The organism is Paenarthrobacter sp. YIM B13468 (genome assembly GCF_042788025.1).
Taxonomy (GTDB): Bacteria; Actinomycetota; Actinomycetes; order Actinomycetales; family Micrococcaceae; genus Arthrobacter; species Arthrobacter aromaticivorans.
This window is the reverse complement of record NZ_JBHZPI010000010.1, coordinates 65,456-79,069: the sequence shown is the minus strand read 5'-3', so window position 1 is coordinate 79,069 and position 13,614 is coordinate 65,456. Positions and strand designations below refer to the sequence as shown.

Here is a 13,614-nt window from a genome sequence, read left to right as displayed (position 1 = left end):
AATATGAAAGTACAGACCATGCCATCGCAAATAGCGTTCCACCCGGACCGACTGCTGCCCGCCGATCCCGGGGTCAGGGAGATTGCCCGCTCGCTCTTCGCGAAAGTGGAGGGCCTGCCGATCATTTCTCCGCACGGTCATGTGGACGCTGCGTTGATCGAAGAGAACACTGCGTTCCCGGATCCGGCAGCGCTGCTGGTCACCCCGGATCACTATGTCACCCGGCTGATCCATGCCGGCGGCGTGCCTATGGACCAGCTGGGTTTGGGCAGCCAGCCGACCGATTCCCGGTTGGTGTGGCGGCATTTTTGCGAGGCATGGCGCGCTTTTGACGGGACCGCGTCGGGGTACTGGATCCGGCAGGAGTTCGCGCACGTGTTCGGGCTGGTCGAGGAGCCGTCCGCGGACAACGCTGACCGGCTGTTTGACGCGCTGCAGGCCAAGCTGTCCGAGCCCGGTTTCCGCCCGCGGGAGCTCTTCAAGGAATTCAACATCGAGGTGTTGGCCACCACGGATGACCCGCTGGATTCCCTGGACAGCCACGCTGCCCTGCAGGTGGATCCTGCCTTTTCGGGGAGGGTGCTGCCCACCTTCCGCCCGGATCAGTACCTGAACATGGCGCATCGGGCGTGGCGGGACAACGTGGAGCGCCTCATAAGCTCCACGGGGGAGGGCACGATCGGCTACGTCGGGTACATCAAGGCACTCGAAGCGCGGCGGCGGCATTTCGTGGAGCGGGGCGCGGTGTCCGCGGACCACGGCGTGTTTACTCCGGCCACCGTGAAGCTTGATGACGGCGAGGCGGAGCGACTTTTCGAGCGCGGCAGGTCCGGCCAGGCAAGTGCTGCTGACCGGGATGCCTTCGAGGCGCACATGCTGTACCAGATGGCCCGGATGTCAGTGGAGGACGGGCTGGTGATGACCATCCACCCGGGCTCGTTCCGCAATCACCACAGGCCCACGTTCGAGGCCTTCGGGGCCGATACCGGGCATGACATCCCGGTGGCGGTCAACTACACGGAGGCCATCCGGCCGCTGCTGCAGGACTTCGGGGCGGCCAAGGACTTCCACCTGGTGCTGTTCACGCTGGACGAGACCGTGTTCTCGCGCGAGCTGGCACCCCTGGCAGGGTTCTACCCGTCGGTGTATTTGGGGGCCCCGTGGTGGTTCCTGGATGCACCGGATGCGATGCTGCGCTTCCGGTCGGCAGTGACGGAGACGGCTGGCTTCTCCCGGTCCTCGGGATTCATCGACGACACCCGGGCCTTCTGCTCCATCCCCGCCCGGCACGATACGGCTCGCCGGATCGAGGCATCCTTCCTGGCGCGGCTAGTGGCCGAACACCGCATCACCGAAGAACGGGCGCACGATCTGATCGTGGACATCGTCGACGCGGCGCCGCGGCGGGTGTTCAAGCTGTGAAGACCACCCATTCTGCGGACCATCCCGTCCCTGCACTGAATTCTGTTCCTGTCCTGCACCGGGGCCTGAAGCCGCTACCCAAGGCGCCGGTGCGGATTGTGCACCTTGGCTTAGGTGCGTTCCACCGCTCGCATCAGGCCTGGTACACCCAGCACGCCGGTGATGCCGGGGAGTGGGGGATCGCGGCGTTCACCGGCCGCCGCCCCGATGCCGCAGAGGCACTATTCGCCCAGGACTGCCTCTATACGTTGGTGGAGCGCTCGGCCGGCGGCGACAGCTTCGAAGTCATCGGCAGCATCGTCGAAGCCGTGGACGGCGCCGACGTCAGCAGCCTCTGCGCGCTGGTCGCCGCCAAAGAAACGGCAATCGTCACGTTGACCATCACCGAGGCAGCCTACGGGCTGACCGCGGACGGAATGTTCGACCCCGGTGTTCCGGGTGTGGCGGATGACCTATATACGCTGTCGGAAGTAGCGTCCGGCGGGGCAGGGGTGCCTGGCACGCCTTTGGGGCGCCTGGTGCTTGCCCTTGCCCGGCGCCGTGACAGCGGCGCGGGACCCCTCGCCGTCGTCAGCTGTGACAATCTTTCCGCCAACGGCGAGGTGGCCCGGCGCGCCGTCCTGGGCCTCGCGGCCGCGTGGGGCTCGGGCTTGGCGGAGTGGATTGGGGCGAACGTCAGTTTCGTCAGCACTTCCGTGGACCGCATCACTCCGAGCACCACGGAGGCGGATATCGCGGAAGTGGCAGAGCAATGCGGCTACCGCGACAGCTCGCCGGTGGTGACCGAACCGTTCCGGAACTGGGTGCTTAGCGGTGCTTTCCCGGCCGGCAGGCCGCGCTGGGAGGACGCGGGCGCCGTGTTCGTGAATGATATTGAGCCGTATGAGAACCGGAAGCTGTGGCTGCTCAACGGTTCGCATTCGATCCTGGCGTACGCCGGGCAGCTCCGTGGCCACGCCGCGGTAGCGCAGGCCCTGGCCGATCCGATGTGCCGGAAGGCCGTGGAGGATTTCTGGGATGAAGCGGCACACCATCTCACCGCTGCCGGCCTGGACGTCCCGCAGTACCGGCAGGCCCTGCTGGACCGGTTCGGCAATGCCCGCATCGCCCATCGGCTGGCGCAGATCGCGGCTGACGGGACCACCAAGCTGCGTATGCGCGCTGTGCCCGTCCTAATGGCGGAACGGGCCGCTGGACGCACCGGCGCCGGCAGCGCCCTGATGCTTGCCGCCTGGATCGATTATGTCGCCACAACCAATGACTTCCAGGACCCGCTGCGCTTGGAAATTCAGGCGGCAAACGCCCTCAAGGGCGAGGACAGAGTGGAAGCCCTGCTCCGCCTGGTCAGCGCCGGCCTTGCCGAGGACCCGCAGATCGTTGCGCTTGTTCGGCGGCTGCCAGGAGTTTTCACCCCAAACGCTGCGGCCACGGCCGCCCCGATACGGCACTGAAACTGCCTCTAGCTCCGGAAGGAACCACTTCTCCATGAAAATCATCGCCGCCGACGTCTTTGTCACCAGCCCGTCCCGGAACTTCGTGACCCTGCGGATCACCACCGAGGACGGTGTGACCGGCATTGGTGACGCCACCCTGAACGGGCGTGAGCTCGCCGTTGCCGCGTACCTGAAGGAACACGTTGCGCAGCTGCTGATCGGCAAGGACCCACATCGGATCGAGGACACCTGGCAGTTCCTGTACCGCTCCTCGTACTGGCGCCGCGGCCCCGTGACCATGGCTGCGATCGCTGCTGTTGATATGGCGCTGTGGGACATCAAGGGCAAAATGGCCGGCATGCCGGTTTACCAGCTCCTCGGCGGCGCATCGCGGAACGGGCTCCGTGCCTACGGGCACGCCTCGGGCGCGGACCTGCCGTCCCTGTTCGATTCCGTGCGTGAGCACCTGGAGCTCGGGTACAAGTCCATCCGGATCCAGACCGCCGTCCCGGGCATCAAAGCCGTTTATGGTGTTGCCGCCCAGGCCCAGGCCTCGGGCGAACGCTACGACTACGAGCCCGCCGGCCGCGGCGCGTTCCCGGTGGAGGAGGATTGGGACACCCGCGCGTACCTGCGGCACCTGCCCACCGTGTTCGAAGCCGTCCGGAACGAGTTCGGCCCCGAAATCCCGCTGCTGCACGACGGGCACCACCGGATGACCCCGATCCAGGCCGCCAAGCTCGGCAAGGCGCTGGAACCGTATGACCTGTTCTGGCTCGAGGACTGCACCCCGGCCGAGAACCAGGAAGGCCTGCGCCTGGTCCGTCAGCACACCACCACCCCGCTGGCCATCGGCGAAATCTTCAACACCGTGTGGGACTACCAGACGTTGATCAAGGAACAACTGATCGATTACGTCCGCGCCGCGTCCACGCACTTCGGCGGGATCAGCCCGTTGAAGAAGGTCATGGACTTCGCCGCGCAGTACCAGATCAAGTCCGGTTTCCACGGCCCCACGGACATCTCCCCGGTGGGCTTCGCCGCGCAGCTGCACGTGGGCCTGGCCATCCACAACTACGGCATCCAGGAATACATGCAGCACTCGGACAAGACCAACGAGGTCTTCCAGCAGTCCATGACGTTCAAGGACGGCTACCTGCACCCCGGCGACAAGCCCGGCATCGGCGTCGAATTCAACGAAGAAGCCGCCGCAGCCTACCCCTACCAGCAGGCCTACCTGCCCTACAACCGACTCATCGACGGAACGGTCCACGACTGGTGAACACTTCCCAACCCAACACCGGCCAGCCTAAGCTCCGCATCATCGTGATGGGCGTGTCCGGCTGCGGTAAGACCACCATCGGCGACCTTGTGGCGCGGAAACTGGGCGTGCCCTTCCTGGACGGTGACTCCTTGCATCCCGTGGAGAACGTGGCCAAGATGGCAGCCGGCACACCCCTGACGGACGAGGACCGCTGGCCCTGGTTGGCAATCGTCGGCCGCGAGCTGGCTGCTGCCGGGGACGGCGGCCTGGTTCTGGCCTGCTCGGCGCTGCGGCGTGTCTACCGCGACGCAATCCGTGCCCAGGCACCGGACACGATCTTCCTTCACTTGAACGGGAGCAAGGACGTTCTCGCACAGCGGGTGGCAGGCAGGTCCGCACACTTCATGCCCCCCGCCCTGCTCGACTCGCAACTCGCCACACTCGAACCACTCGACACCGACGAGGCCGGCGTCGTCGTCGACATCGCCGCCCCAGTCACCGACATCGTGGCCCAGGCACTTACGAGCCTCGCCGCCCATACTCACGTACTGTTCGCTGAACTCCCAGAGCAAAGGTGACTGCTATGGAACGTCAAGGTACTTATTTGGCTTGTTTCCTATCAGCTTCGCGTCGACGAGTTGATGGCCGCCGCGAAGCAAGCCGACGGCTACCCGCGCAGAGGCACCGTGCATCACCTGCGATTCCGGCCCTTGCCACGGCTACTTCTAGGAGGAAAGTTCGCGCTAGGGCTGTTACGTTCGGTACCGCGTGCCTTTCCTTCGGCGACCTTGCGACTCCGCAGACTCGCCCCAATTGCCAAAACCGCCGGGCCCCAATCCGGTGGCCTGGTTAGAAAGAAACCTACATGTCAAACACCAGGCCAGATGACAGCGGCAGCCGGATGCCGCTGTCGGTCCGCCTCCTGCGCGGCGGCGAAGAACCGGATCCCCGATTCACCCTCGCAAACGAACGGACTTTCCTGGCATGGATCCGTACCTCCTTGGCTTTACTTGCTGCCGGCGTCGCGGTCGAAGCCTTCATGGCAGACTTTTTCGGCCCGGAGCTACGGAAAACCATTTCAGTTCTCTTACTGTTTTTGGCTCTCGCCCTTGGCGGTGGGTCCTTCTTTCGATGGCTTGCTGTGGAACGTTCAATGCGCCATAGCATCCCTCTGCCGCTACCCTGGATCGCGCCCATCCTGGCGGCGGGAGGTAGCCTGGTTGCCGCCGCCATGGTCGTTTTCGTTATTGCTCACCCCACATGATGAAACAGCCGTCAAAGGACCCCCCAAGGCATGGCGATGCCGGCCTCCAGCCTGAACGCACGGACCTCGCCTGGGGGCGCACCACCCTATCTCTGGTCGTCGCGGCTGCCGTCTTCCTGCGCTGGATTCCCCATCACGGCTGGTTTATCGGAGTCCTCGTCGCCGTAGCCATTCTTGGCGCCTTGTCCATCAACTTCACCCGCAGACGCCGGTACCACCGGGCGATCCACGGTATTAGAAACGAAATTATGGCCTCCGACCTTGCATCCACAGCGGCCCTCGCAACAGTCGTCGTCGTCTTATCGGGGCTTGGCATCTATGCTGTCCTCTTCCTGCCCGTGGGTTAGACGACGACGCATGCATATTAGGAGGACTCGTGTCCCACGATCCGCTTTTTCGATCGTCACTGCAGCCGTCCCCATGATGGGCGGCGAGCGTTTCCCGACCTGGCCGTTTCCTCCTTCCCTTGAGGTCAGCGTTGTGGAGAAAGCGGAGGAACGCTGTATGTCACGGCCACGTTCCGCCGCTCGGAACTTGGCTTTCAAGTGGTCCCTGCGCCTTTCCGCAGGTGTGCAATCGCACTTCCTCTAGCGTCTCCTAGGTCGAAGTCTGGATTGACGAGCCAACGGAGTAGATAACCACAAAGGAAAGGAATGATTATGCTCGGCCATACCTGGAGCCCGCAGGGCGGGGAGCCAACGAGGAAAGCCAGCCGGCGGGCGCTCATTTCGGCTTTAGCTGCTGGGGCTCTTGCCACGGGCCTTGCCAGTTGCGCGGCGGAACCGGAGGCGCGCCGAGGCTCGGAAGCAGATCCCTCGCAGTTTCGCTCCCCCATTCCTGCCAGCACCACCGCGGATGGACCTGCCCAACGACCTGCGCCCATTCAAGCGGAATCCGCGTCCGCTCCCCCGACACGAGAAGACATACTTCGGCGTTTCGCTGGGAATCGAGCCACCCAATGGGGCTTGGACTTGCCCGGCATCCTCACGAGGACGGAGTCTACTGCCGTCGTCCTGACATTTGACGCCTGTGGTGGGCCCGGGGGATCGCGTCTGGATGAGAACCTCATCCAGACGCTTCGCCGGCTCCAAGTCCCGGCCACCCTTTTCCTCAATGCCAGATGGATCAATGCCAACCCCTCCGCGAGCAGGGAACTTGCTGCCGACCCGATGTTCGAGATCGCCAACCATGGGATGGCCCATGTCCCGCTCTCCACGACTGGCCGCAGCGCGTACGGGATCCCCGGCACGGCTTCATTGAGTGCTGCCTTGGATGAAGTCTCGGCGGGGGCGAAGGCGATTGCTGCCCTCACCCAAAGCCCGACGGCCTGGTTTCGTACGGGGACCGCCTTTTATGACGACCTCGCAGTTCAGGCCGTAGCAGCCATGGACCTCGTACCGGTGAACTTCTCGATCAACAGCGACGGCGGAGCCACTTTCGCCCCGACTATAGTAGCGGCCCAACTGGCGGGAGTGGGAGCAGGAGACATCGTCATAGGACACATGAATCAGCCCCAGTCCGGCACCTCGGCCGGATACGCAACTGCGGTACCTCGCCTGATCGACCGCGGCGTCAGCTTCACGACACCGTCCCGGGCTATCTCCCCGTTCCCGACCCTTGCGTCTGCGCCTGACAAGCAGCGCTAACTAACCAAGACGCAAGGTCGGTGACGGCGATTTGGTCTACACCCCAACCTGACGTCAGGAGAGCACCGAAAAACCGTAAGGTTGAGGTGTGATTTCGGTTTGACTGACACAGTCTCGGCCGGGTCTTAGAGTTCAGACTGACAGTGCCTCGCCCTTCAGCTGAAATAGCGCGAGTCGTGGCGCCACCGATCCAAGAAATGACAACGCTGACGGTACGGTGGCTTCAGAACAGACGTCTTGGCTCCTTTGGAAGGTGAAAAGTGCATCAGCTTCGCCGGCTGGCGGCAGTCAGCGCGTACCGCTTCGGTTCGTTCGTGCTTCGCTTCAGGTGGATCATTGTTGGCGGCGCACTCTCTGGCCTGGGTATCTGGGACCTAGTGGCCAAACTCCCTGACCCTCTCATGATCACGGCGGCTGCTGCAGGTCTGGGCCTAGTGGCCTTTGATCTGAACAACCACCTGCGGGCATGGCGGTCCACTAACTTCGTGCCCAGAGGCTCGGAAACATTCAGGGAGCTCAACATTCAGCATGGGCCTGGAGAGCGGCACAGGATTTGGGAGTACCCGAACGGGACCTTTGCCTACGACGAGGAGCTCAGCAACGCTATCGAATCCGGCCTGCTCGCCAGAAAGGCTGCTACTGGCTACGCGTTGCCCCCACCCCTGGCGGCTTGGGGCCGACGGTATCTGGACTGGGTATTTGGACCTGCTGGCGACAAACCCTACAACGATCCGATACTCGGATGGGGAACCAACATAAATGACGTCACCGAGGTGGTTGCCGCAGGTGTCGAACTCATTCCATCCAACTACTACAACCACATCAGCTCTGATCACTTAGCAACAGTCGACATCACGCAAGACGGCGATACCCTTCCCAACTACGGTCGACGCCTTTTCATCGACCGCTACGGTTGCCTCCGAGACTTCGGGGATTCCTGGCTTCTAAACGGCATCGGGACCTCTGCACTCGCGTTCACCAGCGACGGAATGCTTGTCCTAGTCGAGCAGGACAAGCGAAACATCAACAGCAAAGCGCAAATGGCTCCGAGCGGTTCAGGAGCCCTAGATCCTGTCGACATGAGCGGTTTGGATATCCGCCCGTTGAAACACGTCGCGGCCGATGGTGGCAATCGAGAGCTCTGTCAGGAAAGCGCGGTCGAGCCTACAGAGGTTTCCTCGAGCCGTTTCCTCGGCTTCGGGCGATGGCTCAACAAAGCTGGTAGGCCCGAACTGTTTACACTGACATTCCTCTCCACGGATTCTCATGCTCTGAGGGCCCGCCCCATTCGCCGGGAAGAGCGACAATATGTCCGCCGTGTTCATTTCGTCCGTTTGAACACTGATATTGGAGCCTGGGACGAGAAGCAGCCGGACAGGATGCTCCCTGCAGCTCACCGCCACGCCATGTCTGTTCCGCTGTCCGCGGCGCTGTCCATGCTTGCCCACAACTGGGACTCTCTCGCCGAACCTTTCAAGCACCTCATTGCGCCGCAACACCTTCAACACCAGATCCCAGATGAAGGAAGAAGTCTCTGAGTTTTGCCGAAACGTCCCAAGTACTTTTCACTATCTGGTGGCTGCGGGCGCAAGCTCTGATCATTGGCCGCGTCTAGACGAACGACAGATCCAAAACTTAGATACTTACTGGCACGACATGTGGGTGCTTATCGGCGCTACCGCTGCTGGTCCAGCGATCGGCGGGGCGCCCTAGTCAGTGTCCACAGTTCTCTGGACATTTGAGTTGACGCGGAGCCTGTGGCGCGGATGCCTAACCGGGGTAGTCTCTCCAGGGTCTGATTCAGCTCGTTCGAGCGCTGCGACGAGGTGTCCTTCGTTGGGCAGGGCTAGCTTTTCGTCTGCGGGGAGCTTGTCGTAGGTGTAAGCAGCCACGGCCATCGGTGAGGTCGAGCGCCCCAAGCTATACCTGACGCTGCGGTCGTTCTTGGTGCCGCAAATCAGGATGCCGATGGTTTCGTCATGGTGCTCGCGACGGAGCATGTCATCGATGAGAGCGACGTAGAAGTTGAGTTTGCCAGCGTACTCGGGCTGGAACTTTCCTGTCTTGAGCTCGACGACCACATATCGGTTCTGGTGCATATGGAAGAAAAGCATGTCCACGAAGTAGTCGTCGCCGTCGACGTCGAAGTGCATCTGCCGGCCTACGAACGAGAATCCCGGACCCAGTTCCCGGAGTGTTTTGGGGATCCGATTCGTAAGGGCATTTTCCAGATCCCGTTCGGCGACTTCCCCTGACAGTCCGAGGAATCCGAAGTTGCAGGGGTCCTTTGGCGACTTGCTGGGCCAGTTCAGAATCTACTCCAACAAGCCGTTGGACAAAGTTCGACGGCGCCGCGCCGATCCGTTCCAAGGTCCGGTTCATGACCATGTTCAGCAGGACGTTCCGGGACCAACCGTATTCAACTGCGGCAGGTGCATACCAAGCCATGTCTTGCCTGGCTTCTGTCTTGTCCAGAAGGACGGTGACATACCCCTACGGCAATTGCGCAACAGCCTGTTGCACAATTGGGTCCGGCCACGCGGCGGCAAAGGCTCGCATGTAAAAAGAGGTTCCGACGGGACAGGCCTTTCATTTCGGGAAACGGAGCACGAAGGTCGTCGACCAACCGGCCCATGACCCACCTCCCCCATTGCTCGACCTCCTGTCGAGCAATGACAGTTTTGCCCATCGACCCATACAGCCCAATCAGTTGACGGTCCGCAGCGCCATCAGACGAGCGGTCCGGACCTGGTCCTTGAGAGCCGACAAGAGGTCCTCGAAGCCCGAGGGCAGGACGAGGGTACTATCCTCCCACCCATAAACCTCGGGTACCGGTGAGGAAGCGGGCGGGAGGCTGAACCTATGATGCGCCGCTCTTCCAGCCAACGATTGACATCATCTAGAAGTTGGCCAACGCATCACGAAGCATGCGGTGGCCCTGCTGTTCAAACCGTTGATCGCCGGCTTGGTAAGCCCATGCAGCGGTAGCGACCGCCTCGCGCAGCAACGCAACATTCCAGAGCTCGCTGTCTCTGGGATCTGAACCGTATCCCTCAAAAAAGGCGGCTTCCAAATGAGGATGGGACCGCCATTGCTGCACAGCCAGACGACAGAAGTCAGTGGCGGCCGGCCTGAACTCATACCTGCCAAAGTCGATGATCCTAAGCTCGGTGCCGTCCATCAGCCAGTTGCGTGGTTGCCAGTCACCGTGAGTCGGGACGAGCAGCACAGGCTTCGGCTGATATCCGCCGAGGATGGCCTGAACTTTCTCAACGTAAGAGCTCTCGATGCGGTGGGGCGTTTCTCAGCCAGGACAACGTTTTGGAAACGGCTATCGCTTCATAGTCTGGGTCAGTCTGCGCTGCTTGCTCGTGGAACGCACGCATTAGGCGCCCGGCTTGCTGATAGGTTTCGGTGTCATATTCAGCTGCGGTTCCCTCCACGAGCGAACCCTCCAGATATTCGGTCATCAAGATATTCATGGAACGATCCGAGTGAACGAGCTTAGGCGCGCGGTTCTGCCGGGCCCACACATTCACCGGGAACTCGTGGGCATCTATCTCACGTCCTACGTGGTGATTCAAAGACCCCGCAGCTTTGACTATGTATTTGTGGTGCTCGTGCTCTACTTCAAGGACCGCCGTATCCATGGAATTCCAGGAGAGATCCTTGCGGAGACGAACACCTGGCAGCCAGCGTTCTACGAGTTCGGCTTGGCTCACGCTCAGCCGGTTACGGTGCCAGGATTCCACCCCAACAGACTAACGTCTCAGTCCGCACATTCACATGCGTGTTGTCCCACTCCCGCTAGGCTGGTGACACATCGGGCCGCCATAGGGGGATTTCATGCGTCGCCGTATCGCGTTAGTGTCTATTGCCGTATTTTCGCTGGGAATGCACACGGCCTGCGCCGTCCCTAACAGCCTCAAACTGAATCCATCGGAAACCACTGTCGAGTACAGGTTCCGCGACAGTTCCGTCCCGCCCAAATACCATCGCAGCTACGTCATCAAGGCCTCTGACAAGGAAGCCAGCATCACGGTCGATTCCTACGGCGACGTGCTTCGTCAGGAAACTGCTGCCATGCCCGCAGAGACGTGGACCGAAGTGATGGATCTTGCCCGAAGCCTTCCTGAGCGCACCAAGGACATCCGCGCTCCGAAGCCTGGTTGCGCAGGCGGAACTGCGTCGACGATTGTCGTCCGTGAAGGCGAGCAAGAGCGATACTCCCAGCGAATTGAAGATTGCGGCGGAGGCCCTGTCACACCACTTACGGACACAGCTGCGCTGCTCGAAGCACTTTTCGACATGAAGGATCTGCTGAAAACCGGCGCATGAGGTTTAGGTTTGCACAAGCGACAAAGCTAAGGCGCTGGGACCAGCCTCTCGGTACGATTAGCAGCGGAGGCACCAATGTCCAGGTCAATGCAACGAACCAGCAAAAGCACCGACTACGAGTTCCTTACGGTCTGGAGAGTGGCCGGAACGCCCGAGGAAGTGGTGGATGTCCTCGGTAACGCGGGCACCCTTAAGCAGTGGTGGCCTTCGGTGTACCTCAAGGTGACACCAGTGGCGCAAGGCAACGCGGACGGCGTGGGCTCCTCGTTCGATCTCCACACCAAGGGCTGGCTCCCCTATACGTTACGTTGGCGGCTCACCGTTACCGAGCCCATCACCCTGCACGGATTTGCGCTCAAAGCCGAGGGCGACCTCAACGGCACTGGCCGCTGGACCTTCGAGACGGACGGCCCTGAAGTCGTGATCACCTACGACTGGCGGGTGAGCACCGCCAAGCCACTGCTCCGCAGGCTGAGCTGGCTCCTGAAGCCTGCGTTCTCGGCCAACCATCACTGGGCCATGGCGCGTGGCGAAGAAAGCCTGAAACTTGAGCTGCGCCGTCGTCGTCCCGGGGCGGACCTCAGCCGCATACCTGAGCCGCCAGGACCAACCTTTGTCCGCACCAAGGGCCAACTTTCAGCGCAATAGGGGGCGACGCCGGCATCCCCATAAGCGCGAAAAGTATCCACATAGGCACCAATCCGAGGCCAATCGGGCTCCGAACTCCCGATAGAATCAAGACGCTGACAACAGACAGCATCCAGCCAGGCGATAGAGGGAGGACTCCGTGCGCTCATTGCAGCCCCGGGCACCCTTCCATGCACTGCGGTCGGGCGCGATCTCGCTCGTTATCGTGCTTCTGGCAGCTGGGGCTCACGTGATCGGCGGCGGGGAACTTCCCGCTATCCCGGTTCTGTTGGCACTTGTCGCATTGACAGGATTGGCCGCGACGCTTGCCACTCGCTTCAAGCTCAACTTCACCGCCATGACGGCCTTGCTGGGAACCAGCCAGCTCGCGCTCCACGAAGCCTTCACGGCTTTGAGTCCAGTAACGTCAACGGCTCAAGGGAACTCGCACCACACTGCCGAACCTCTGAATCCCTTGCTCTACACAGGGACGCCCCACCTCCATGAGTTGGGTACAACTCTGGGCACTGCGATGTTGGTTGGTCACATCCTGGCGACGATCGGGTCTGCCGTGATCCTGGCCAAGGGCGAGGACGCCCTGTGGCAGTTGGCGGCCTGGCTGCGCCCCTTGGTTGCGCTGCCCACCCTGCTGTTCAGGCCCGACGTCGGCGCCTCCCCTATCGCCGTCGACGCACCTGACGTCTTCCTGCCCCGCCCTTGGCGGAACCTGAGGCAAGACAGCCGCCGCGGCCCGCCCGCCGCCGTCGTTCTTCCCTGATTCCGCCCGGCACCAGCGCAACGCACTCAGCAGACGCCTTTGGTGACGGGCCACAAACCCGTACCCGCGCCAGTTCCGGCGCCCCGAAAGGCAATCCCATGAAGAAGTCCACCCTCCGCCGTACCCTGTCCGCGACCGCTGCCGCTGGCGGAACCGCTGCCCTGATGATGGCCGGTCTTGCCGGAGCATCTGCACACGTATCGGCAGATCCGAACAAGACTGCTGCGAACTCGTACGCCTTGTTGACGTTCGGCATCCCCCACGGCTGCGACACGTTCGGCACAACAAAAGTCGCTATCTCGTTGCCCGAGGAACTGACCGATGCCCAGCCCACGGTCAACCCAAACTGGACGGTTGAGAAGGTGACGGAGACGTTGCCAGGGCCGAAGAAGTTGGCTGATGGCACCACCATCACCAAACGGACCAGCCAGATCGTCTACACAGCCAAGGCCCCGCTGGATCCACATCTTCGTGATGCTTTGGTTCTCTCGGTCAAGCTGCCCGACGCCGCCGGCAAGACGCTCTATTTCCCGACGCTGCAGACCTGCGAGCAGGGCCAGACTGACTGGTCGGAGATCCCGAAGGAGGGACAGGACGAGCACGATCTCAAAGCCCCGGCCCCGTCCGTCACCATCACACCTGCCGAAGCCGAAGGTGACCACCACGCAGCAAACGCGGTGTCAACAGAGCAGGCGTCATCGGTAACCGACGACGGATCACAAGCGCGAAGCTGGGCGGGCCTTATTGCCGGTATCGCCGGTTTGGGCCTGGGCGGCGCCGCATTCTTCCGCGGCCGGTCAGCAAAGACAGCAGCAGCCAAAGTCGACGCCAAGTAACACGGT

15 protein-coding genes are annotated in these 13,614 nt (G+C 62.1%); 12 read left to right on the top strand and 3 right to left on the bottom strand.

All coding sequences use genetic code 11. From position 1 onward, the window contains the following. Nucleotides 1-18: 18 nt before the first annotated feature. From uxaC to ACFX4T_RS11405, 8 genes are all read left to right on the top strand, one after another. Nucleotides 19-1,422, top strand: coding sequence for a glucuronate isomerase (uxaC, locus tag ACFX4T_RS11440; RefSeq protein WP_377651915.1), 1,404 nt, complete (start codon nt 19-21; stop codon nt 1,420-1,422). Then, nucleotides 1,419-2,873 (top strand): mannitol dehydrogenase family protein, encoded by a 1,455-nt coding sequence (locus ACFX4T_RS11435; RefSeq protein ID WP_377651913.1) that lies wholly within the window; start codon nt 1,419-1,421, stop codon nt 2,871-2,873. The genes uxaC and ACFX4T_RS11435 overlap by 4 nt, the downstream gene beginning before the upstream one ends. Nucleotides 2,874-2,907: 34 nt before the next feature. Beyond that, entirely contained in the window at nt 2,908-4,137 is a 1,230-nt protein-coding gene (manD, locus tag ACFX4T_RS11430; protein ID WP_377651912.1) for a D-mannonate dehydratase ManD, read from the top strand. Beyond that, nucleotides 4,134-4,697: a gluconokinase gene (locus ACFX4T_RS11425; RefSeq protein ID WP_377651911.1), complete on the top strand. Its 564-nt coding sequence runs from the start codon at nt 4,134-4,136 to the stop codon at nt 4,695-4,697. Before manD ends, ACFX4T_RS11425 begins: the two co-directional genes overlap by 4 nt. 287 nt (nt 4,698-4,984) lie before the next feature. Continuing rightward, nucleotides 4,985-5,383, top strand: a complete 399-nt coding sequence (locus ACFX4T_RS11420; RefSeq protein ID WP_377651910.1) for a YidH family protein — start codon at nt 4,985-4,987, stop codon at nt 5,381-5,383. Then, a complete protein-coding gene (locus tag ACFX4T_RS11415) occupies nt 5,380-5,730 on the top strand; it encodes a DUF202 domain-containing protein (RefSeq protein WP_377651908.1) in 351 nt (116 codons plus the stop codon). Before ACFX4T_RS11420 ends, ACFX4T_RS11415 begins: the two co-directional genes overlap by 4 nt. Before the next feature lie 624 nt (nt 5,731-6,354). Continuing rightward, nucleotides 6,355-7,029: a polysaccharide deacetylase family protein gene (locus ACFX4T_RS11410; RefSeq protein ID WP_377651907.1), complete on the top strand. Its 675-nt coding sequence runs from the start codon at nt 6,355-6,357 to the stop codon at nt 7,027-7,029. Nucleotides 7,030-7,289: 260 nt separating this feature from the next. After that, entirely contained in the window at nt 7,290-8,567 is a 1,278-nt protein-coding gene (locus ACFX4T_RS11405) for a hypothetical protein (protein ID WP_377651906.1), read from the top strand. A 171-nt stretch (nt 8,568-8,738) separates the two neighbouring features. Here the strand turns inward: ACFX4T_RS11405 and ACFX4T_RS11400 are convergent, their stop codons facing one another. The 3 genes from ACFX4T_RS11400 to ACFX4T_RS11390 all read right to left on the bottom strand — a co-directional run bounded on the left by ACFX4T_RS11400 (nt 8,739) and on the right by ACFX4T_RS11390 (nt 10,781). Next, a complete protein-coding gene (locus ACFX4T_RS11400; protein WP_377652044.1) occupies nt 8,739-9,260 on the bottom strand; it encodes a PDDEXK nuclease domain-containing protein in 522 nt (173 codons plus the stop codon). Nucleotides 9,261-9,928: 668 nt separating this feature from the next. Then, the gene (locus ACFX4T_RS11395; protein WP_377651905.1) at nt 9,929-10,258 is read right to left on the bottom strand and encodes a phosphotransferase; all 330 of its coding nucleotides are present in this window, start codon (nt 10,256-10,258) and stop codon (nt 9,929-9,931) included. A gap of 40 nt (nt 10,259-10,298) precedes the next feature. Next, nucleotides 10,299-10,781 (bottom strand): hypothetical protein, encoded by a 483-nt coding sequence (locus tag ACFX4T_RS11390; RefSeq protein WP_377651904.1) that lies wholly within the window; start codon nt 10,779-10,781, stop codon nt 10,299-10,301. A 94-nt stretch (nt 10,782-10,875) separates the two neighbouring features. Between ACFX4T_RS11390 and ACFX4T_RS11385 the strand changes: the two genes are divergently transcribed. From ACFX4T_RS11385 to ACFX4T_RS11370, 4 genes are all read left to right on the top strand, one after another. After that, nucleotides 10,876-11,367, top strand: coding sequence for a hypothetical protein (locus tag ACFX4T_RS11385; RefSeq protein WP_377651902.1), 492 nt, complete (start codon nt 10,876-10,878; stop codon nt 11,365-11,367). Nucleotides 11,368-11,442: 75 nt separating this feature from the next. After that, nucleotides 11,443-12,015 carry an SRPBCC family protein gene (locus ACFX4T_RS11380; RefSeq protein WP_377651901.1) on the top strand — a complete coding sequence of 191 codons (573 nt, stop codon included), beginning with the start codon at nt 11,443-11,445 and terminating at the stop codon, nt 12,013-12,015. A gap of 139 nt (nt 12,016-12,154) precedes the next feature. Continuing rightward, nucleotides 12,155-12,772 (top strand): hypothetical protein, encoded by a 618-nt coding sequence (locus tag ACFX4T_RS11375; RefSeq protein WP_377651899.1) that lies wholly within the window; start codon nt 12,155-12,157, stop codon nt 12,770-12,772. Between the two features lie 98 nt (nt 12,773-12,870). After that, nucleotides 12,871-13,608: a YcnI family protein gene (locus ACFX4T_RS11370; RefSeq protein WP_216921555.1), complete on the top strand. Its 738-nt coding sequence runs from the start codon at nt 12,871-12,873 to the stop codon at nt 13,606-13,608. The last annotated feature ends 6 nt before the right edge of the window (nt 13,609-13,614 follow it).

Bases quoted from the DNA above. Each gene is read 5' to 3' on its own strand.
- ACFX4T_RS11415 (WP_377651908.1), top strand. From the start codon at position 5,380: ATGATGAAACAGCCGTCAAAGGACCCCCCAAGGCATGGCGATGCCGGC.
- manD (WP_377651912.1), top strand. From the start codon at position 2,908: ATGAAAATCATCGCCGCCGACGTCTTTGTCACCAGCCCGTCCCGGAAC.
- ACFX4T_RS11420 (WP_377651910.1), top strand. From the start codon at position 4,985: ATGTCAAACACCAGGCCAGATGACAGCGGCAGCCGGATGCCGCTGTCG.
- ACFX4T_RS11370 (WP_216921555.1), top strand. From the start codon at position 12,871: ATGAAGAAGTCCACCCTCCGCCGTACCCTGTCCGCGACCGCTGCCGCT.
- uxaC (WP_377651915.1), top strand. From the start codon at position 19: ATGCCATCGCAAATAGCGTTCCACCCGGACCGACTGCTGCCCGCCGAT.
- ACFX4T_RS11385 (WP_377651902.1), top strand. From the start codon at position 10,876: ATGCGTCGCCGTATCGCGTTAGTGTCTATTGCCGTATTTTCGCTGGGA.
- ACFX4T_RS11380 (WP_377651901.1), top strand. From the start codon at position 11,443: ATGTCCAGGTCAATGCAACGAACCAGCAAAAGCACCGACTACGAGTTC.